At 75.4% G+C, this 20,436-nt stretch carries 20 protein-coding genes; 11 read left to right on the forward strand and 9 right to left on the reverse strand.

Translation table 11 applies throughout. The annotated features are described in order from the left end of the window. Window positions 1-68: 68 nt before the first annotated feature. The 3 genes from QFZ62_RS10245 to QFZ62_RS10255 all read right to left on the reverse strand — a co-directional run bounded on the left by QFZ62_RS10245 (window position 69) and on the right by QFZ62_RS10255 (window position 2,975). Window positions 69-809, reverse strand: coding sequence for a hypothetical protein (locus QFZ62_RS10245; protein ID WP_307505155.1), 741 nt, complete (start codon window positions 807-809; stop codon window positions 69-71). Window positions 810-957: 148 nt separating this feature from the next. Beyond that, window positions 958-1,971: a hydrolase gene (locus tag QFZ62_RS10250; RefSeq protein ID WP_307505158.1), complete on the reverse strand. Its 1,014-nt coding sequence runs from the start codon at window positions 1,969-1,971 to the stop codon at window positions 958-960. Further along, complete coding sequence (locus QFZ62_RS10255) at window positions 1,968-2,975, reverse strand: glycosyl hydrolase family 18 protein (RefSeq protein ID WP_307507768.1); 1,008 nt, start codon at window positions 2,973-2,975, stop codon at window positions 1,968-1,970. Before QFZ62_RS10255 ends, QFZ62_RS10250 begins: the two co-directional genes overlap by 4 nt. A gap of 321 nt (window positions 2,976-3,296) precedes the next feature. Between QFZ62_RS10255 and QFZ62_RS10260 the strand changes: the two genes are divergently transcribed. The 4 genes from QFZ62_RS10260 to QFZ62_RS10275 all read left to right on the forward strand — a co-directional run bounded on the left by QFZ62_RS10260 (window position 3,297) and on the right by QFZ62_RS10275 (window position 5,432). Continuing rightward, complete coding sequence (locus tag QFZ62_RS10260; RefSeq protein ID WP_307505160.1) at window positions 3,297-3,713, forward strand: hypothetical protein; 417 nt, start codon at window positions 3,297-3,299, stop codon at window positions 3,711-3,713. A gap of 337 nt (window positions 3,714-4,050) precedes the next feature. Further along, window positions 4,051-4,470 carry a BLUF domain-containing protein gene (locus QFZ62_RS10265; protein ID WP_307505164.1) on the forward strand — a complete coding sequence of 140 codons (420 nt, stop codon included), beginning with the start codon at window positions 4,051-4,053 and terminating at the stop codon, window positions 4,468-4,470. A gap of 87 nt (window positions 4,471-4,557) precedes the next feature. Further along, a complete protein-coding gene (locus tag QFZ62_RS10270; RefSeq protein ID WP_307505167.1) occupies window positions 4,558-5,196 on the forward strand; it encodes a hypothetical protein in 639 nt (212 codons plus the stop codon). Next, window positions 5,196-5,432 (forward strand): helix-turn-helix transcriptional regulator, encoded by a 237-nt coding sequence (locus QFZ62_RS10275; protein ID WP_307505169.1) that lies wholly within the window; start codon window positions 5,196-5,198, stop codon window positions 5,430-5,432. The genes QFZ62_RS10270 and QFZ62_RS10275 overlap by 1 nt, the downstream gene beginning before the upstream one ends. Before the next feature lie 33 nt (window positions 5,433-5,465). On the opposite strand, the gene QFZ62_RS10280 is transcribed toward QFZ62_RS10275, so the two are convergent. The 6 genes from QFZ62_RS10280 to dnaK all read right to left on the reverse strand — a co-directional run bounded on the left by QFZ62_RS10280 (window position 5,466) and on the right by dnaK (window position 11,350). Continuing rightward, a complete protein-coding gene (locus tag QFZ62_RS10280; protein ID WP_307505172.1) occupies window positions 5,466-5,912 on the reverse strand; it encodes a YdeI/OmpD-associated family protein in 447 nt (148 codons plus the stop codon). Window positions 5,913-5,966: 54 nt separating this feature from the next. Further along, window positions 5,967-7,190: a class I SAM-dependent methyltransferase gene (locus tag QFZ62_RS10285; protein ID WP_307505175.1), complete on the reverse strand. Its 1,224-nt coding sequence runs from the start codon at window positions 7,188-7,190 to the stop codon at window positions 5,967-5,969. After that, window positions 7,187-7,678, reverse strand: a complete 492-nt coding sequence (locus QFZ62_RS10290) for a heat shock protein transcriptional repressor HspR (RefSeq protein ID WP_307507771.1) — start codon at window positions 7,676-7,678, stop codon at window positions 7,187-7,189. Before QFZ62_RS10290 ends, QFZ62_RS10285 begins: the two co-directional genes overlap by 4 nt. Window positions 7,679-7,697: 19 nt before the next feature. Then, window positions 7,698-8,711 carry a DnaJ C-terminal domain-containing protein gene (locus tag QFZ62_RS10295; protein WP_307505178.1) on the reverse strand — a complete coding sequence of 338 codons (1,014 nt, stop codon included), beginning with the start codon at window positions 8,709-8,711 and terminating at the stop codon, window positions 7,698-7,700. 117 nt (window positions 8,712-8,828) lie between these two features. Continuing rightward, on the reverse strand, window positions 8,829-9,482 hold the full coding sequence (locus QFZ62_RS10300) for a nucleotide exchange factor GrpE (RefSeq protein WP_307505181.1): 654 nt from the start codon (window positions 9,480-9,482) through the stop codon (window positions 8,829-8,831). Next, the gene (dnaK, locus tag QFZ62_RS10305) at window positions 9,479-11,350 is read right to left on the reverse strand and encodes a molecular chaperone DnaK (protein ID WP_307505184.1); all 1,872 of its coding nucleotides are present in this window, start codon (window positions 11,348-11,350) and stop codon (window positions 9,479-9,481) included. Before dnaK ends, QFZ62_RS10300 begins: the two co-directional genes overlap by 4 nt. Window positions 11,351-11,860: 510 nt before the next feature. Here dnaK and QFZ62_RS10310 point away from each other — a divergent pair. The 7 genes from QFZ62_RS10310 to QFZ62_RS10340 all read left to right on the forward strand — a co-directional run bounded on the left by QFZ62_RS10310 (window position 11,861) and on the right by QFZ62_RS10340 (window position 20,435). Further along, the gene (locus tag QFZ62_RS10310) at window positions 11,861-15,205 is read left to right on the forward strand and encodes an Ig-like domain-containing protein (protein WP_307505187.1); all 3,345 of its coding nucleotides are present in this window, start codon (window positions 11,861-11,863) and stop codon (window positions 15,203-15,205) included. Between the two features lie 124 nt (window positions 15,206-15,329). Then, window positions 15,330-16,031, forward strand: a complete 702-nt coding sequence (locus QFZ62_RS10315) for a TasA family protein (protein WP_307505189.1) — start codon at window positions 15,330-15,332, stop codon at window positions 16,029-16,031. A gap of 94 nt (window positions 16,032-16,125) precedes the next feature. After that, window positions 16,126-16,929, forward strand: coding sequence for a sortase (locus tag QFZ62_RS10320; RefSeq protein WP_307505192.1), 804 nt, complete (start codon window positions 16,126-16,128; stop codon window positions 16,927-16,929). Further along, on the forward strand, window positions 16,926-17,579 hold the full coding sequence (locus tag QFZ62_RS10325) for a signal peptidase I (protein ID WP_307505195.1): 654 nt from the start codon (window positions 16,926-16,928) through the stop codon (window positions 17,577-17,579). Before QFZ62_RS10320 ends, QFZ62_RS10325 begins: the two co-directional genes overlap by 4 nt. Next, a complete protein-coding gene (locus tag QFZ62_RS10330; RefSeq protein WP_307505198.1) occupies window positions 17,576-18,229 on the forward strand; it encodes a TasA family protein in 654 nt (217 codons plus the stop codon). Before QFZ62_RS10325 ends, QFZ62_RS10330 begins: the two co-directional genes overlap by 4 nt. 193 nt (window positions 18,230-18,422) lie before the next feature. Further along, window positions 18,423-19,115, forward strand: a complete 693-nt coding sequence (locus tag QFZ62_RS10335; RefSeq protein WP_307505201.1) for a hypothetical protein — start codon at window positions 18,423-18,425, stop codon at window positions 19,113-19,115. Between the two features lie 336 nt (window positions 19,116-19,451). Beyond that, window positions 19,452-20,435: a nuclear transport factor 2 family protein gene (locus QFZ62_RS10340; RefSeq protein ID WP_307505203.1), complete on the forward strand. Its 984-nt coding sequence runs from the start codon at window positions 19,452-19,454 to the stop codon at window positions 20,433-20,435. Window position 20,436 lies beyond the last annotated feature (1 nt).

Genomic DNA, 20,436 nt, shown 5'->3' on the forward strand with positions numbered 1-20,436 from the left:
GCCTAACCTCATGTGCGCGGACAACCCGGGCCGCGACCTCCTGCGCGGGCGCCATGCGCGCCCCGGGCTCAGCCGCGCAGGTCCGCGAGTGCGTCCGCGATGTGCCCGCCCCACACCCGGTAGGTCTGCTGGTACCGGCTCTCCTCCGACTCCGGGCGCCACAGCGAGCGCGTGAGCGCCTCGGGGAACGGGACCGCCCGGGTGTTCGGGACGCCGTGGATCGCCTCCCGCGTGTGCCGGTTGAGCGCCTGCGCGTGGAGGCCCGCGGCGAGGCGCGCGGGTCGCGAGAGGCTGGCCGCGTTGTCGAGGGGCGGGATGTCGGCGACGAGGATCCAGGCGTCCCGCGGCAGGTGCGTGCGCAGCGCGTCGACCGCGCTCCGCATCTGCCGGCCCCACGCCCGGGTGGACGTGACGCGGAGCACGTCGGTGATCCCGGCGAGCAGCACGACCGCGTCCGCGCGGGTGAGGTCGCACTCGGCCCCCGCGATGACCGCGGGTGCCTCCCGGAGGCGCGAGCCCGGCAGGCGCGCGGTCGACCAGGCGACGCCGCGTCCGGTCTTCGTCGCGAGACGCCGCCCGAGGAAGGCGGGCAGGGCGATCTGGTGCGTCCGGACGCCGAGGCTGACCATGCCGTCCTCCCCGATCACGACGACGCGGTCGGGATCCGGGCCCTCGACGATCCCGCGGTCGGCGTCGTCCGGGTGGATGTCGCCGGACGCGTCCGACCGGCGGTAGAGGAACTCCCCCGCGCGGGCGGCGATGCGCGGGAAGGCCACGGCGGTGGCGAGGAACGGGGGGAGGCGGGGCATGGGGGTCCTGGGGGAGGAGGGCGGATCCACGGCGGTCGAGACCCGGGCACGGGTGGGCGACGCGTCCCGCGGTCCAGGGGATGGTCGAGCCTAGGCGCGCGCCCTGCTCGCCTGCCGGGGAGCGCCTCGGGGGGTCCGGCCTCGTGCCTCAGCGGACATCCGCATCCCCCAGCCGGTGCGCGCCGCGCAGCCAGCCCACGAGGTCGTCGGCGGCGGCGTCCGCGCCGCTCGGCAGCGGATCGGGGCTCGCCAGGGCGTGGCGGATGCCGCGGGGCGCGGATCCCAGCACGGCGTCGAGCAGCGCCGCGCCGCGGAGCCCGACCTCGCCGAGCAGCCCGACCTCGCGAGCGCTGAGGCCCACGGGCAGGTCGCCGTTGCCGAGGTCGGTGCCGTAGGCGATCCGGCCGCCGAGCGCGACGTACCGGCGCGCGTTGTCGAGGGCGGCGGCGAGGTCGTCGCCGTCGTGGATCGCGAGGGTGGAGGTCCACCGCACGTCACGCGCCGCCGACTCCCGCAGCGTCCGGTCGTCGAGGCGCTCGGTCCAGGGCACGTGCACGAGCACGTCGGCGCCCGCGCGGATCGCCCGGGCCGCCTGGCCCGCGCCCTCCGCGTGCACGGCCGCGCGCAGCCCGGCGGCGTGCGCGGCGTCGACGAGCGCCCCGAGCACGTCGTCCGCGAGGAGCGGGCCGCCGTCATGCAGCACGATCTTCACCGCGACGGACCCGGCCGCCCGGGCTGCCGCGACCAGTGCCGCCGCGTCCTCCGCGCACGCCACCTCCCGCACCGCGCCCGCCGGCGCCCAGGGCCGGTCCGAGGGGTAGCCGCCCACGGCGGTGTGGAACGGTCCCGCGAAGCGGACCTCCACGCCCGCCGGCGGGCGCGCCGCGATGCGCGCGATCCCCGCCGGGTCCCACCCCAGGTCCACCACCGCCGTGACGGCCGATCCCGCGAGCGCCCGGTGATCGACGAGCCCGAGGTGCACGTGCTGGTCCACCACGCCGTCGCTGAGGCTCAGGTCGAGCCGGCCGAGCACCGGATCCGCGGGGTCGGCGAGCGCGACGCGGCCGCCCGCGATCCGCACGGCCACCTCGCGCCGCACGCGGTCGAGCCGCAGCTCGCGCACGATCCAGGCGCCGTCCCGCGTCACCGCGTCGCCGCTCACCGGGTCAGGGGATCGGACAGCCCGAGCGACCACACGGCCACGCCGCCGAGCCCCCGCTGCTTCGCGAGCGCCACGCGCGCGTCGTACGAGCGCGCGTCCGACCACCACACGGTCGTGCCGTCGCGCAGGGTCGCGTGCCACTCCTGCTGGGGCACGCTCCACACGGCCTTCGCCCTCTGCGACGCGACCAGGTCGCGCGCGCCCTGGTCCGAGAGCTGGCGCCCCTCGCCCGTGCGCGGCCACGTGTAGCCGTACCCGGCGATCCCGAGCTGGATCCGCGCCGCCGGCACCGCCTTCCGCACGGGCTCCAGCGCGGCCTTCACCCACGGCATCCCGCCCACGGCCCCGGCGCCGGACCACGTGGGCCCGTGCTGGTCGTACGCCATGAGCACGACGTGGTCGGCGGCGCGGCCGAGCGCCGCCAGGTCGTAGCCGAGCGGACGGTAGTCGCCCGTGGTCGCCATGAGGCAGACGGAGACGCTGCGGGCGGGCCCGAGCGCCGCCTTCAGCCCGGACACGAGCCGCGTGAGGCCGGTCGGATGCGCGCCCGTGAGGCTCTCGAGGTCCACCGTGACGCCGTCCCAGCCGCGCGTCGCGACCTCGGCGGCGAGCTGCCGGACGACCCGGTCGACGTTGGCCGTCGAGCCGAGCAGCGCGTCGGAGATCCCGGGCGAGAAGTCGCCGAGGGCCTCGTCGTAGTTGCCGACCAGCAGCTCGACCCGCTCGCCGCGCGCGTGCGCCTGACGGAGGACCGCGATCGCCCTCGGCCGACGGGGTGCCGACGCCCCGGCCGTCGGGCGTGACGTTGACGCCGTCGACCACGACCGAGGTGAGCGCGGCGGCGCTCGCGTCGAGCCGGGAGACGGGCGTGGATCCGCCCTCCGCGTACCCGACGACCTCGAACGGCGTCGCCGCGGCGGCCGGGAGCGACCCGGCGGGCACGGCCAGCACGGCGGCCGCAGCCACGGCGAGCGAGGCGAGGCGGCGGCCGCGACGGCGGGCAGGACGGCGGGCGGAGCGCGGCGGGGTCATGGGCCGAGCGTAGGCCGCGCGGGCGTCCGCCCCCGCGCCGTCGGCCCGTCGGGGAGGCCCGGCGCCGCGGCGGCATGTGCAGGACGCGCGCCGGTGGATCCCCGGCACCCGTAGCGTCGTGCCCTCCCCCGCACCGCCCTCGCGCCCCCACCCGAGGCGTCCCGCCGTCCCCTCCGTCCGCCCCGCCCCGCCCGAGGTCCCATGCCGCACGCCCCGCGCCCGCGCCCGCCGGCCCCCGCCTCTCGCCGCCGCCCGTCGACGCCGCATCCCCGGACCCGAGCGGGCCGCCGACCGTGCTGAGCAGCCCCGACCGCGACGACGACCTCCTGCGCGAGCGCCTCCGTGCCCTGCACGACGCCTGGCCCGGCGATCCCGCCGACGACGACCCGCTGCACGCGTCCCGCGGCGCGACCGGGATCACGGCCGCCGACGGATCGCCCGCCCGGCGCTCCCGCTCCCGCCTCGGCTCCCTGCTCCGGTCGTCGTGCCGCGCGCTCCTCGCCCGCCTCGGTGCGAGCGCGACGGGGCTGCCGCTGCCGCGCGCCGACGCGGCCGGAGCCCGTCGGATGTCCGCCCAGGGCCGGACGCGCGGGTCCGCCGCCGAGGACCCACGGGATGCACAGGAAGGCCCGGATCCGCATCAGGACGGGCCGCTCACCCGCCCGTCACCCCCGGATCACCCGCCCCTCCTGCCCGATGTGTCCCCCTAAATGAGGACCGACGCCGTAGAGTCCTTCACAGCACGACGGGTTCCCCCCGATGCCGTCGTGCGCACTGGATACCCGACGAGCGCCCTGCCGCGTCCCCCCGCCCAGCTGGGCAGCTCATCAGATCCCTCCGCGCGTCGACCCGAACGACCGCGGCAGAACAGGAGCCCGGCGCGCGCCGTACCCGCGAGCGCGCCGGGCTCTCCCCATCTCCCGGCCCGGCCGCACGGCTCCCGGCCCGGCCGCACGGTTCCCGGCCCGACCGGCGCATGCGGGCGCGCCGCCCGTCCCGACCGCCCCTCCGACCGGCCAGGATGGGGGGACGGCACGAGGGGGATCCATGCGCACGACCGTCTACACGAGCACGGCCACACGGCACCTGACCGACGACGACCTCGCGGAGCTGCTCCGCCAGTGCGCGCGGAACAACGAGCGCACGGGCCTCACGGGCCTCCTGCTGCACCGCGACGGGCGCTTCATGCAGGTGCTCGAGGGCCCCGACGACGCGGTCGAGGCGGTGTTCGCGACCATCGCCGCGGATCCGCGCCACACCGACGTGCGCCAGCTGCTCGACGAGCAGATCGCCACCCGCCGGTTCCCGGCCTGGAGCATGGGCTTCCGCTCCGTGGACGACGCGACCGTCCGCGACCTCGACGGCTACGACGACTTCCTCGACCGGCCGGCCTCCGCCGCCGCGCGCCCCGACGCCCCGTCCCGCGCTCGCTGGCTCCTGGAGTGGTTCCGCACGCACCCGGCGTGAGGCACGGGGCTCGGGGGCTCGACAGCGAGCCGCCGCGCGTGCGACCATATCGACATTCGTTGCAACGATGATCGATAGGACGCGACCATGACCCCCACCCCGCTCGCCGGCACCGGCTCCTCCGCGCGGGCCATGCGCGGGATCCTGCGGGCCGCCCTCGTGGTCGCCGTGCTCGTGCTGCTGGCGGTCGCCGCGGCGGCCGTCGCGAGCGCGGTCGAGACCGTGCGGACCGGGGTGGTGCACACGTCCCTCGAGATGCGCGGATCCCTCCCCGCCGAGGCCGACGCCGGCCCCGCCGACCTCCGCTCGGGCGCCTACCGCACGGCCGAGGTCGCGGTGGGCGAGCTGTCGGGCGGCATCGTCGCGATGCACGTGGTGCGGATCGCGCTCGACGCGTCGGTCGGCATCGCGCTCGCGGGGACCGTCGCGATCCTCGCCCGTCGGCTGCTCCGCCCGGATCCGCTCGCCCGGCGCCTCAGCCTCGTGGTCACGCTCGCGGGCGGCACGGTGATGGTCGCGGCCCTGCTGTCGCTCGGGGCGCGCACGGCGGTCGCCTGGCTGGTCGGCGGCGAGCTGAACGACCCGGCCGCGGGGCTCGAGGGGTTCTGGCCGACGGTCGCGGAGGTCGACCTCTCCACCATCGCGCTCGGGTTCGCCCTCATGATCGTGGGCCTCGTCGTCGAGCACGGCGAGCGCCTCCAGCGCGACACCCGCGGCCTCGTCTGATGGCGGCCGACGACGACGCCCCCACCGGCGTGCACTGCCGCCTCGACGAGCTGCTGGCGGCGCGCGGCATGACGCTCGCGCGGCTCGCCGCGATCGTGGGCGTCAGCCCGGTGAACCTGTCCGTCCTCAAGAACGACCGGGCCCGGGCGATCCGCTACTCCACCCTCGTCGCGGTCTGCCGCGCGCTCGAGTGCGAGATCGGCGACCTGCTGGTGCTGGATCCGCCGACGGCGTGACGATCCGGTGCGGCCGGGAGCGCGCGACGGGCCTCAGCCCCGCAGCGCCGCCAGCGCCTTCGCGACGCGGCGGGCGCGCGTCTCGTCGGTCCTCGCCTCGCCGATCGGATCCACGAGGGCGCGCTGCCGGCTGGAGGAGAGCGCGCCGAACGCCTCCGCGAGGGCGGGCTCCGCGGCGATCGCGGCCGCCACCTCCTCGGGGAGGACGGCCTCGCACGGGGCCGTGTCGAGCTCGATGGTCACCTCCACCTCCACCTCGTCGTCGGCGGCGATGCCCGACGCGGCGCGGTGGGCGGCGCTGAGCGGCAGCAGCTGCTGACCGCCCATGGTGCCGACGGTCGTGCGGTAGACGTAGCCCGCGACGGTCACCACGACGGCCGGCCGCTTCCCGGCACCCAGCTCGTCGAGCGCCTCCGCGGGGACGGGCAGCCCGGTGGCGTTGACGCGGGCCTGGAGGACGCGGGTGCGGAAGGTGGGCATGGCGGCTCCTCGATGCGCGGCCGCCGGCACGGGTCGCCCGCGGTCGATGCGAGGCTAGGCCCGCGGATCCGGCTTCGTCGAGACGGCGACCGTGAACTTCGCGTTCCGGCCCGCCTCGCGCGTGGGGCCCACGATCCGCGTCAGCTGGGGCCGGTAGCCGAGCGGGCTGTTGTAGACGGTCCAGAGCTCGCCGCCCGGGCGGAGCATGCGCGCGGCGGCGGCGAACAGGCGCGGCGCGAGCCCGGCGTGCACGGTCGCGCCCGTGTGGAAGGGCGGGTTGAGCAGCACGAGGTCGACGGATGCGTCGGGCACGGAGGATCCGGCGTCGTCGCGCACCACGGTCACCCGCCCCTCGAGGCCGTTCGCGGCCACGGTCGCGCGGGCCGAGTCGACGGCCGCCCAGGACTGGTCGGTCGCGACGACGCGGAGGTCCGGCCGCGCGAGCGCGACGGCTGCGGCGAGGACGCCCGTGCCGCAGCCGAGGTCCACGGCGCTGCGGGCGTCGGCGGGCAGGTCGGCCAGGAACGACAGCAGGAAGCGCGTGCCGATGTCGATGCGGGCCCCGGCGAAGGCGGCGCCGTGCGCGCGCACCTCCAGGCCGAGGTCGGGGTGCGACTCGCGGCGCGGGTAGGCGTCGGACGCCGGGGCCTCCCCGGACGGGCGCACCGGCCCGCGCGCGACGAGCACGCGCGACTTCTGCCGGGCGAGCGTCGCGTGGACGTCCGCGAAGCGGCGACGGAGCACCTCGGTCATGGCGGGCGTCATGTGCTTGACGCGACCGCCGGCGAGCACGGTGACGTCGGCGGCGGCGGCCGCGGCGACCACGCCGGCCCACTCGTCGAGGGCGTCGAGGCTGCGCGGCAGGCGCGCGAGCACGACGCGGGCGCCGTGCGGGAGGGCGTCGTCGAGCCGGTGGTGCGCGATCTGGGCGGTCTCGCCCAGCAGCGCGGCGTTGAGGTCGAGCGCGGTCTCGGAGGCGAGTGCGTCCTGGTGCACGCGGAGGCGGATCGGATCCCCCGCCCCGGCGCGACGCAGCGCGGCGGCCGCGCCCAGCGCGAGCGCGCCGTAGGAGTCGCCGATCACGACCAGCTCCTCGGGCCGCACGGGATGGCCGGCGTCGGCGGCGGACGCCAGCAGCGCCACCAGCTCGTCGAGCAGCAGGCGGTCGGCGGCGTCGGCCGCGAAGAGGTTGTCGGCCTCGACGTCGGGCCGGCGGCGGAGCGCGCCCAGGTCGAGGAGGTCGTCGGCGGCGGATGCCGGGGTCGGGGCGTCGCTCACCGTGCGCCGCGCCCGCCGGCGTCCCGTCCGCCGGCGCCGGTGCCGGCGCCCGCGCCGGCGTCGCGGCCGTCGGAGAGGCTGAGCGCCGCCCGGTACAGCACGACGTCGGTCTGCCGGGAGGGGCGCACGCCCGCGCGCAGCGACACGACGTCGCCGTCGCCGCGGGCCGCGAAGACGCGGCGGCCGGGGCGGGAGAGCAGCTCGTCGGCGAGCGCCGACTCGAGCTGGCGGACGCGTCCGCGGAGCTCGGTCACCTGGTTCTCGAGCTCGAGGATCCGGGCGATCCCCTCCAGGCTCACGCCCTCCGCGCCCAGCCGGGCGACCTCCCGCAGCTGCACGATGTCGCGCATCGAGTAGCGGCGGGAGCGCCCGGCCGTGCGGGTGGGCGACACGAGCCCGAGGCGGTCGTACTGCCGGAGCGTCTGCGGGTGCATGCCCGACAGCTCGGCCGCCATGGAGATCACGAAGACGGGGGCGTCCTCGTCCATCGTGTCGCGGGCGTCCACGTCAGCCCCTGGCCCGATCGATGAGCGCCGACCGGGGGTCCTCGGCGGGGCCCGAGCTGGCGAACGCGTCGAGCGCCACGCGCTGCGCGTCCGTGAGGCGGGACGGCACCGCGACCTCGATGCGCGCGAGCAGGTCGCCCGTGCCCTTCGGGGTCGTGACGCCGCGGCCCTTGACGCGGAGCACCTTGCCGCTCGACGTGCCGGGCGCGACCTTCAGCCGCACCGGGTCGCCGCCGAGCGTGGGCACCTCGATGGTCGCGCCGAGCGCGGCCTCGGGGAACGTCACGGGCACGTTGACCCGGAGGTTCAGCCCGTCGCGCTCGAACACGGGGTGCGGTCGCACGTGCACGGTGAGGATGATGTCCCCCGCCGCGCCGCCGTCGCCCGACGGCTCGCCCTTGCCGGCGAGGCGGATCTTCTGCCCGTCGGAGACGCCCGCCGGCACGCGCACCGTGAGGGGGCGGCCGTCGGAGTCCTGCAGGCGCACGACGTCGCCCTGCACGGCGGTGAGGAAGTCGACCGTGGTCGACGCGGTGACGTCGCGGCCCTTGGTGGGCGCGCCGTACCCGCGGTAGCCGCCGGTCGACTGGCCGAAGCCGCCGTTGCCGAACATGCCGCCGAGGATGTCCTCGAACCCGCCCTGGCTGTACTGGGGCTGGCCGGATCCGAACCCGGCGCGACGCCCGCGGCCGCCGGCCTGCTGGCCGAACATGCCGCCGAAGACGTCCTCGAAGCCGCCCGCCTGCCCGCCGCCGGCCCCGGGTGCCGTGAAGCGCGCCCCGGATCCCATGGCGCGGACCTGGTCGTACTCCTTGCGCTGCTCCTTGTCGGCGAGGACGGCGTGCGCCTCGCTGATCTCCTTGAAGCGCTCCTCCGCCGACGGATCGGGGTTGCTGTCCGGGTGGTACTGCCGGGCGAGCTTGCGGTAGGCCTTCTTGAGGTCGGCCTCCGAGACGTCCTTGGACACTCCGAGGACCTTGTAGAAGTCCTTGTCGAACCAGTCCTGGCTGGCCATCAGACGCCTCCCTTCTTCTTCTCGTGGTGGGGGCCGCACGGCCCGATCCGGGCGCCCGCGCGTGCGGACGCCCGGACCGGGGTGGGTGCAGCCGGATGGATGCTGCGGATGATGGCGCTACTCCGGCTTGTCGACGACGACCTTCGCGGCCCGCAGCAGCGTCTGGCCGATGTAGTAGCCACTCTCGACGACGTCCGCCACGGTGTCCACCTGGACCTCGGGGTTCGGCTTCTGGAAGATCGCCTCGTGCACCTGCGGGTCGAAGGCGTCGCCGACGGCGCCCACCTTGACCAGCCCGATGCGCTCCACGTTCGTCCGCAGCTTGGCGACGATCGCGGTGAGCGGTCCGCCCTCCGCCAGGTCGCCGTGCTTCTCGGCGCGGTCGAGGTCGTCGAGCACCGGGAGGATGCCCTTGACCACGTCGCCGACCGCGCGCTGGCGCTCGATCTCGCGGTTGGCCTCGGTGCGCTTGCGGTAGTTGGCGTACTCCGCGGTGACGCGCTTCAGGTCCGCGAGGTGCTCGGAGTCGCCCTCGACGGGCTCGTTCCGGGTCTGCTCGATGAGGTCCTGGAGCTCCTCGTCCATGGGGTCGGTCGTCTCGACGTCGGGGCCCTCGGCCTCGACGAACGCGCCGTCCTCGCCCGGGACCGAGGCCGCGTCGGCCGCGGAGGCCGCCGTGGCGTCAGGCCCGGCCGGGGACGCGGGCGCCGACTGCTCGGCGCCCTCGTCCTCGGGCGTCGTGCCCTCGCCGTTCGCGGTGTCCTCGGTCATCGGTCCGTCTTCTTGTCCTGGTCGTCCTCGTCCACGACCTCGGCGTCGACGATGTCCTCGTCGTCCTTCTTCGCCTCGGGCGCGCCCTCGGACGCCTCACCGGCGGCCTGCTCCTGCTGGCCCTGCGCGTAGATGGCCTCGCCGAGCTTGGTCTGGCTCGCGGAGAGCTTGTCGAACGCGGTCTTCACGGCGGTCTCGTCGTCTCCGGCGAGGGCGCTCTTCAGGCCGTCGACGTCGCCCTGGACCTCGGACTTGACGTCCTCGGGGAGCTTGTCGTCGTTCTCCTTGATGAGCTTGTCGATCGAGTAGGCGAGCTGCTCCGCGCTGTTGCGGACCTCGGCCTGCTCGCGGCGCGTCTTGTCCTCCGCCGCGTGCTCCTCGGCCTCGCGGACCATGCGCTCGATGTCCTCCTTGCCGAGCGAGGATCCGCCCGTGATGGTCATCGACTGCTCCTTGCCGGTGCCCTTGTCCTTGGCGGACACGTGCACGATGCCGTTGGCGTCGATGTCGAAGGTGACCTCGACCTGCGGGATCCCGCGGGGCGCCGGCGCGATGCCGGTGAGCTCGAAGGTGCCGAGGTTCTTGTTGTCGCGGGTGAACTCGCGCTCGCCCTGGAAGACCTGGATCGCGACGGACGGCTGGTTGTCGTCGGCCGTGGTGAAGGTCTCGCTGCGCTTGGTCGGGATGGCCGTGTTGCGCTCGATGAGCTTGGTCATGATGCCGCCCTTGGTCTCGATGCCGAGGCTCAGGGGGGTGACGTCGATGAGGAGGACGTCCTTGCGCTCGCCCTTCAGCACGCCGGCCTGGAGCGCGGCGCCGACGGCGACGACCTCGTCCGGGTTGACGCCCTTGTTGGGCTCCTTGCCGCCCGTGAGCTTCTTGACGAGCTCGACGACGGCGGGCATGCGGGTGGATCCGCCGACGAGGACCACGTGGGCCACGTCGCCGACCGAGACGCCGGCCTCGCGGATGACGTCCTCGAAGGGCTTGCGGGTGCGCTCGAGCAGGTCGTTCGTGAGCTCCTCGAACTTGGCGCGGGTGAGCGTCTCGTCGAGGTTGGCCGGGCCGTTCTCCGTGAGGGAGAGGTAGGGCAGCTGGATGCTCGTGCTGGTGGAGGAGCTAAGCTCCTTCTTCGCCTGCTCCGCGGCCTCCTTGAGGCGCTGCTTGGCGATCTTGTCGTTCGAGACGTCGACGCCCGTCGACTCCTTGAAGCGCTTGACGAGGTGGTCGACGACGCGCTGGTCCCAGTCGTCGCCGCCGAGGCGGTTGTCGCCCGCGGTGGAGCGGACCTGGATGGTGCTGAAGTCGTCGTCCTTGCCCACCTCGAGGAGGGAGACGTCGAACGTGCCGCCGCCGAGGTCGAAGACGAGGATGAGCTCGTCCTCCTTGCCCCGGTCGAGGCCGTAGGCGAGCGCCGCCGCGGTGGGCTCGTTGATGATGCGGAGCACGTTGAGGCCCGCGATCTCGCCGGCCTCCTTCGTGGCCTGGCGCTCGGCGTCGTTGAAGTACGCGGGGACGGTGATGACCGCGTCGGTCACCGTGTCGCCCAGGTACTGCTCGGCGTCGCGCTTGAGCTTGCCGAGGATGCGGGCCGACAGCTCCTGCGACGTGTACTTCTTCTGGTCGATGCCGACGGTCCAGTCGGTGCCCATGTGGCGCTTGACCGACGAGATGGTGCGGTCGACGTTGGTGACGTTCTGGCGCTTGGCGGTCTCGCCGACCAGCACCTCGCCGTCCTTGGTGAACGCGACGACGGACGGCGTGGTGCGCGCGCCCTCGGCGTTGGCGATGACGGTGGGCTCTCCGCCCTCCAGGACCGAGACCACCGAGTTGGTGGTACCCAGGTCGATTCCTACTGCACGAGCCATGGGGTGTTCTCCTTCTCTGACGCGATCCCGGATCACGGGAGCGCTTCGTGGGTGACGCGGTGGGGGCCGCGGAGTCTGTCTCGCGGTGCCGCTTCGATCAGCGGCGTGCTACTTGAGCCGCGATGACTCAACTCTACTCGCGCGTCGCGGAGCGTCAAGTCGTGGGGCTCGGAGTTGAGCGATGTCGGCTCAACTCCCAGGATCGCGGCGTCCGGCACCACTGGGATCCGCCCGCGCGGACCACTGGGCGTGACCCGCGCGGGGGCCCGGGGATCCGAGACGGGGGCTACTGGTCCACCGGGATCGGTACTGAGCCCCTTATGACCGGGTGATCTGCTGATTAGCGTTGCCCGAGCAGGTCGGGGGGCCTGCTCCGCTCCGTCCTGGGGCGGCGACGGCACGGGGGTGGTCAGGGTGGGACGAGCGCGCGCGCACGACGCGTCCGGCGCTCCCGTCGCGCCCGCGGGCCGCGCGCCGAGCCGTCGGCGCGGGATCCGCCGACTGGCGGCCGTGCTCGCCAGCACCATCGCCGCGACGCTCCTCGTGAGCCTCCCCGCCGAGCCGGTCGAGGCCGCCACGCAGCTGCTCGCGGAGTCGTTCTCCGGCACGAGCGTCCCGGACGCCGCCTGGCGACCGCTCAACGACGCCTGCCTCACCCGCGCCACCGCCGCGCCCGCGTCGGGCCAGTCGGCCCTCGGCGTGTGCGCGACCCGCGTCAACGCCCCCGTCGCGACGACGACGCCCGGGTTCCTCCAGCTCACGGACAACGCCGCCAACCGCCGCGGCGGCGTCGTCTACAACACGCCGATCCCGGCCAACGGCGGCCTCGACATCCGGTTCGACCAGTACCAGTACGGCCCGCTGACCTCCGGGGCCGACGGCATCGGCTTCTTCCTCACCGACGGCGCCCAGTCGCTGACGTCGGTGGGCGCCCCGGGCGGGTCGCTCGGCTACGCCCAGAGCACCACGGCCGACGGGGTGAGCGGCGGCTACCTGGGCGTCGGGCTCGACGCGTTCGGGAACTTCTCCAACCCCACGGACGGCCGCGGCACGGGCTGCGTCGCCCCGACGGGAGGACCCGGCCAGCGCGCCAACGCGGTCGTGCTGCGGGGGCCCGGCCAGGGCCGCACGGGCTACTGCTACCTCGCCGGCCGCAGCCTCAGCACGCTGACGAAGACCCTGCGCAGCTCCGTCGCCGCGGGCACGCTGGCCGGTCAGACGGCGGCGCCCGCGGCGACGGCCGGCCGGTCCATCCGCATCACGGTCTCGCCCGCGCGGTTCCCCGTCGTCACCGTCTACCAGAGCGAGGGCGTGGGCGCGGCGCTCACGGAAGTGCTCACGTACACGATGACCACGCCTGCTCCGCAGACCGTGAAGCTCGGCTTCGTCGCGTCCACGGGCGGCTCCACCGACGCGCACCTCATCCGGAACGTCTCCGTGTCCTCCGTCGACGACCTCTCCGCGCTGAACCTGGTGAAGCAGGTGGACCGCACCACGCCGCAGCCGGCCGCGTACGCGGAGGGGTCGGACATCCCGTACCAGTTCGTCCTCACCAACACGGGTGCGGTGGCGCTCTCCGGGATCACCGTCACGGACCCGCTCGTGCCCCAGGTGACCTGCGATCCGCTGCTCCTCGGCCTGCTGGTCGTCGGCGGATCCGTGACGTGCCGGGGCGTGCACCGGGTCACGCCGGCGGAGGCGGTGGCCGGGTCGGTCCTCCTCAACACGGCGTACGCGGAGGGCACCAACACGCTGGTGCTCCCCCGCATCCGCAGCAACACCAGCTCCGTCTCCGTGCCCCTCGTGGCGCCCGCGCCCGCGCTGACGCTCGCCAAGACCGGGTCGCTCGCGGACGCCGACGGGAACGGCAAGGCGGACGTGGGCGAGCGCGTCGCCTACTCGTTCACGGCGCGCAACACCGGCAACGTGACGCTGACGCAGGTGGGCGTCGCGGATCCGCGCGTCACGGGGATCACGCCGACCGCCGTCACGCTCGCGCCCGGCGCCTCCCAGGTCTTCACCTCGGCCCCCTACACGGTGACGCAGGCCGACGTGGAGGCGGGGACCACCCTCGTGAACACGGCCACGGCCACCGGGCGGACGCTGGCGGGCGTCGCGGCGCCGACGGCCTCGTCCACCGCGACCATCGCCGTCAACCACGGTCCCGCGGTCACCGTCACGAAGGACGCCGTGCTCACCGGGGGCGCGACCGTCGGTGCGACGGTCGACTACGCGTTCCGCATCACCAACAGCGGCAACGTCCCGCTCACCGGCGTGACGCTGTCCGACCCGCTCGTCGGCCTCTCGACGATCACGTACGGGACCTGGCCGGGCGCGACCGGGGCGCTGCCCGTCGGCGGATCCGTGACCGCGACCGCCCGGTACGTGGTGCGGCAGGCGGACATCGATGCGGGCGCCGTCGCCAACACCGCCACGGCGAGGGGCACGAGCCCGGCCGGGATCGTGGCCTCGGGAACCGCCGTCCGCACCGTCTCGCTCGCGCGCACCGCCACGATGGACTTCGCGAAGACGGCGACCCCGGGGGTCGTCACCGGCGCCGGGAGCGTGGTCTCGTACGCGTTCCGGGTGCAGAACACCGGCAGCACCACCCTGACCGGCGTGGGGATCAGCGATCCCCGGCCCGGGGTGTCCGCGCTGGCCTACGTCTGGCCGCAGACGCCCGGCACGCTCGCACCCGGGCAGGTCGCCACCGCGACCGCCACGTACACCGTCACTACGGCCGACGCGGTGACGGGCTCCGTGCAGAACACCGCCACCGCGTCCGCGACCACGTCGACGGGCGCCGCGCTCACCCGCACAGCCACGGCGACGGTGCTGATCGTGCCGGATCCGCTCCCGGACGCCGCGACGACGCCGCAGGACACCGCCGTGGTGATCGACGTCCTGGCGAACGACGGGCGCGCGGCGGTCGGGGCGACGTTCAGCCGAGCGCAGCTCTCCGCGACGCCCCGGCTCGTGGGCGGGGCGTCCGGCCCCGTCCCCGCGTCGCCGTCTGCCGGCGGGGTCACGTGCGCCGACGCCGGCACCGAGCGCGGGCGCTGCACGTACCGGCCCGCCCTCGGGTTCACGGGCGTCGATGTCTTCGACTACGCGCTCTCGAGCACGGCCGGCTCCTGGAACGTGCGGGTGACCGTGACGGTGACGCCGGTCGACAGGGTCGCGGTGGCGCGCGCCGACCGCCTGGTGGCGACCACGGGCGGCCCCGCCGTGACCGTCGAGCCCCTGGCGAACGACACGGATCCGGACGGCGACGCGCTGGCGATCACCGGGGCGACGCCCCCCGCCGGGCTCCGCGGCGCCTTCTCCTGCACGACGACCGCCTGCACCTACACGCCGCCCGCCGACGGCTGGACCGGATCCGTGGCGATCCCCTACGCGATCACCGACCGGCCCGCCGCACCCGGCACCGGGCTCGCCGCCGCGTCCACCGTCACGGTGTTCGTGGATCCCGGACCGCTGGCCCCCCGGGGCTTCACCGACCGCGACGACGCGGCCCTCGCCGCGGCCACGGGCGCCTGGACCTCGACGACGACGGTGACGCAGGCCACGGCGTCCTGCGTGGCCGGCCGGCCGGTGACCGCGCTGGCCTGGTCGCCGACCGCGGGCACGACCGACTGGCTCGTCGAGCGCCGCCTCGCCGGGGCCACACCGGGCGCCTGGATCACGGTCGCGCGTCTCGGCGCCGCCGCCACGACGTTCTCCGACGGCCGGGTCGGCGAGTCCCGCTCCTACCAGTGGCGCGTCCGACCCGACCTCCACCGGTGGCTCGGCGTCGCGAGCGCCCCCACCGCCGCCGTGACGCAACCGGCGGCCGTCTCCGCGGCGGGCTGCTGATGCCGCCCCCGCCCCCGATCCCCCCGCTCCGCAGCCGACCGCGGGTCGCGGAGCACGGCCCTCCGGGGCCATCCACCACAGCACCCACCGAGCACCGAACCGATCACCGAGAGGAACCACCATCATGACCACGACAGCACCCGAGCACCGCCGCCCCTGGAAGAAGATCGCCGCCACCGGCGCGATCGTCGTCCTGGGAGGCGCGCTCACGGCAGGCGCGTTCGCCATCTTCACCGACTCCGACACCGCGACGCTCGACGTCGACGCGGGCCAGCTCGACATCATCGCCACCGGCGAGTACACCGTCTCGGACATCGCGCCCGGCGACACCGTCGAGCGGCCGATCACGCTGGCGCTGCCGGACGCCGGCAACGACGGCGACCTCGTGCAGTCCGTCCGCTTCTACTACGACGTGACCGCGGAGACGGCCGGGACGGACGACCCGGCCCTGACGGGTGGCGGCGAGTCGCTGGTGTCCGGCCCGGACGGCCTCACCTACGACCTCGTCACGTGCGTCGGCGGCGTCTGGACGACGGCGACGACCACCGAGGTCGGCCCGTACGACTGCTCCGGCACCGAGCAGGTCACGAGCACCGGCACCCTCGACACCATCCTGGGCGTCGCGGGCGCGGTCGACTTCACGCCGGCGGACTTCGGCGTGACGCCGACGGCCGACGGCACCTTCCCGAGCGACACGGCCGACGTGGCGCTCAACACCCTGATGCGGCTGGAGCTGCCGACGACCGCGGACAACGACTACGAGAACGCGAGCGCCGACCTCACGTTCACCGCAGCCGCCATCCAGCGCGACGGCCTGCAGCGCTGATCACGCGGTCGGGCCCGGCACGCGCCGGGCCCGACCGTGCCCCCCTCCTTCCCTGCCCGCCCCGGCGGCAGCCGATCCGCACCCGAGGATCCCCATGCGCGCACGCACCGCACCCCCGGCCCTGGCCGCGCTGTGCCTCGCGCTGCCCGTGGCCGTGGGCGCGGTGGCGGTGCCCGCCGCGCCGGCGTCCGCCGTGACCGCCTCCTCTTCCTCTTCCTCCTCCTCCGAGGGATCGCTCCTGGTCCGCGAGCTCACCGGATCCGATCTGCGCCTCCACGACCTGGCCCCCGGCGACACCCTCGACTGGGCCGCCGAGGTCACCAACACGACCGCCGACGGCTCCCCGCTGTCCGTGCACCTGGACGCCCTCGGCGACCGACCGCTCACCGCCGACGTCCGCGACGGGATCCAGCTGGAGGTCAGCCTCTGCACCGCGGGCTACGCCCCCTCGTCGAGCCCGCCGCTCTGCCGCGGCCCGTTGCGCGTCCTCGGCTCCGGCCCCGCCGCGACGCTCGGCCGCCTCGACACCAGCATCCCGCTGGACGCGGGCGCCACCGTCGGCGTCGGCGTCCGCGTCCTGTTCCCCGCGTCCGCCGGCAACGACCTCGAGGACACCGACGGGGCGATCCGCGTGACGTTCTCGCTCCTCGACGACTCCCCCGCACCCGGAGGCCCGGGTACCGACCCCGGTCCCGGAGCGGGCCCGCCCGGCGCTCCCGCGCCGGACGCCGGTCCCGTGGCGGCCGGCGGCGAGACCCGCGGCCCTCGCGCCCCGCTGCCCGTCACCGGACGGGACATCGCGTCCGCCGTCGCCGGCGCCCTCATCGCCCTCGCGACGGGCGGCCTCCTCGTCCTCGCCTCCCGCCGCCGCCGTGCCGCCGAGGAGGCCGGCTCGTGAGCCGTCGCACGGCACGAGCCGGACGTGCCACGCCCGACCGCCGTCTCCTCCGGGTGCTCGGCGGCCTCGTGACCGTCGCCCTCGTGCTCGTCGTCGTGGGGGTCGTCGGGCTCTCCGCCCTGGGCATCGCGCGCTTCGTGCCCGTGCTCTCGGACTCCATGGCGCCCGGGATGCCCGTCGGCTCGCTCGCGGTGACCGAGCCCGTCGCGCGCGCCGACGTCGCGGTCGGTGACGTCGTGGTGTTCACCGCGCCGACCGGGCCCCGCGTCCGGGTCATCCACCGCGTGATCCGCGTCTACGGCCCCGAGGACGGCGAGCGGCTGCGCGGTTGGTCGCCCGAGCTCCTGGTGATGGAGACGAAGGGCGACAACAACCCGGCCGCCGACCCCTGGATCGTGACCGTCTCCGACGACGAGGTGCAGCGCCTGGACCGCGTCGTCCCCCTGGTCGGCTGGCCCGCCGTGGGACTCGGCGACCCGACCGTGCGGATGCTCGCCTTCGGAGCCGCGGGCGCGGGGCTCACGGCATGGGCGCTGGTGACCGTGTGGCGACGTCCGCCGCGCACCGCCGCCGCCGCCGCCGCCGCAGTCGAGGCGCCGATGCGGCCGTCCGAGCACGTGCCTGCACACGTCGCGGAGCCCACGCCATGACGGGCCCGATGCCGCGCCACCGCGCCGTCCGTCGCGCAGCCCGACCCGCACCGCGCTCCGCGCACCCGCACCGCCGCGCCTCCCGCAGCGCCCGTCCGATCCTCGTCGCCGCGGCCGCCGTCGTCGCCGCCCTGCTCGCGGCGGGCGGCGCCTACGCGGTGTTCGCCGACCGCGACACGGGCACGGTCGAGGTCTCCGCGGGCGCCGTGGAGCTCGACTGGGGCGCCGGCGGAGCGGACCAGCTGTCCGTCCCCGTCACGGGCCTCCGGCCCGGGGAGGCGCAGGTCCGGCTGATCGACCTGGCGAACACCGGCACCGTCGCCGCCGCCGAGCTGCTCCTCACGGTCGGCGGCACCGCCGTGGCGAGCACGTCGGACGGCCTCCAGATCGCCCTCGACCGCTGCTCCGTGGCGTGGACGGGTGCGCCGGGCACCGCCGTGTGCTCCGGCACGACCACCTCCGTCGTCTCCGACCGTCCCGCGGCGGGACGCGTCACCGTGCCGGGATCCCCCGCCCTCGCCGTGGGCGGCCGCGACCACCTGCGCCTGACGGTGCGCCTGCCCACCTCGGCGCCGCCGACCGCGCAGGGCGTCACCGGATCCGTGACCCTGCGGGTGGACGGCATCCAGCGTCCCGGCATCCAGCGCTGACGCATCCGGACGGCGGTCCATGCGGATCACCTCCGGTGCCGGCGCGCCGGGCGCCGCATCTGCCGGACATCACGGCCGCCTGTGCGGCAGGTCACGGATGCATCACGGACCCAACCCCTCGGCGAGGGGTGCCGAAGGACCTTGCGACTCCAACCGGCGACCACGTCGGCCGCCCCGACCGTAAGGATCCATCATGCGCAACCTCACCAAGTCCGTCTTCAGCCTCACCGCTGCCGGCTTCCTCATCGTCGGCCTCGCCGCCTGCTCCACCCCCGCCGAGACCCCGTCGTCCTCGTCCTCCGCCGCGCCGTCCGCGTCCGCCACCACCGAGGCCGACCCCACGCCGCTCGCGTCGATCCCGACCCTGACCGGCGTCGACACCAAGGTCACCCTCGACGCCGGCTTCGCCAGCGCCCTCACGACCCTGGGCCTGACCCCCGGCGTCATCGGCGGCGCGACCCTCGACGCCGCCACCGGCACCCTCGCGTTCCCCATCACCGGCGGCAACGTCGACTACTACGACCCCGAGATGGACTACCGCCCCTACGTCCAGGGCGAGATCGACCACGACGGCTCCGGCATCAGCCTCACCGCCGGCGAGACCGTCGTGAAGCTCACCGACTTCGTCATCGACCCCGGCACCAGCCGCCTCACGGGCTCGGTCCAGGTCGGCGAGGGCGAGATCATGAACGACGTCTACATCTTCAACCTCGACGGCACGACCCTGAAGCCCCTCGCGATGGAGGGCGACAACGCCGTCCTCGAGGGCACCACGGTCAAGGTCAGCCCCGACGCCGCCGCCCTGCTGAACAGCACATTCGGCACCGACGCGGTCACCGACGAGCTCGTCGTCGGCATCGCGAAGATCACCGTCAACACCAAGTAGCACCCACCCGGCACACGCCGGGACAGCACCACGCGAACGGCCCGGCCCTCGACGCCGGGCCGTTCGTCGTGCGCCCGGCGCATGCAGGGGGAGCCGGATCCCGGACCGAGCGAGCCGGATCCCGCCGAGCCGAGCGGGGCCCCCTCGCATGCGCGGCGAGGGAGCCCCTGCCGGGCGACTCGGTCCCGGCGCCTGACGTTCGGAACGGACGGTCCATCAGGCGGGCGGGGACGCCGGACCGCCGCGCATCGGGACCGCGCCCGTAGCAGCGATGCCCGATCAGCGCCCGATCCCTCCACATCGGACCCTCCCAGCTGCGGCCCGCAGGGTGCGTGCATGAACGTTCAACGAAACCCCGCCTCCCTGCTCCTCCGCGGCGCCGCCGCCCTCGCCGGCGTCGTCGTCCTCGCCGGCTGCACGGCTGCCGGCTCGACCCCCGCGGCCCCCGACGCCGCCCCCGACGCCCGCGCGGCCGTCGCCACCGCCCCGGCGGGCGACGGCGGCACGACCGCCGACCGCACGGACTCCGCCACGGAGGACCGCAACGCGGACACGGTCGCGCGGCTGTTCGCCGACGCGTTCCCCGACCCCGCCTCCGACGCCGCCCGAGCCGCCGCCCAGGCCGCCGTCGCCCCGAACGCCGTCGCGCACGGCGCGGGCGCGACGGCCGGCCCCGGCGGGCTGCTCGACGGGTTCGCCGCCGCCCACCAGCGGGTCCCCGGCGCGCAGGCCGTGATCAAGCGCATCGCGGCCGACGGCGACCTCGTGGCCGTCCACTGGCAGGTCGCCCCCGATCCGGCCGACGAGCGCACGGGCGAGGCGGCGGTCGACCTCTTCCGGCTCTCCGACGGCAGGATCACCGATATCTGGTCGTTCGACCAGCCGATCGCCCCGGGCACGCCCGCGAGCGGCAACGTCAACACGATGTTCAGCGACCTGCACCAGGGCCCGGCCGACGCGCCCGAGCCGACCGAGCAGCAGGAGGAGGCGGACCGGCAGCTGGCCGTCGGCGCCTACGACACCCTCTTCCGGGATCACGACGCGAGCGTGCTCGACCGCTCCTTCGACCCGGCGTACCTGCAGCACAACCCGGTCGCGCCGAACGGCACCGCCGCGCTGAAGGCGCTCTTCTCCGGCGGGGCGCCGTTCCCCGCGCAGCAGTCGGTCATCTCCCTCGCGGACGACGACCTCGTGTGGACGTTCTCGCAGCCGGTGGGCGCGAAGGCGGACGACCCGTTCGTGGCGGCGGACATCTTCCGCGTGGACGGCGGGCTCATCCGCGAGCACTGGGACGTGGTGCCGTCCGCGGCCGGGAGCTGAC

The organism is Clavibacter sp. B3I6 (assembly GCF_030816895.1).
Lineage (GTDB): Bacteria > Actinomycetota > Actinomycetes > Actinomycetales > Microbacteriaceae > Clavibacter.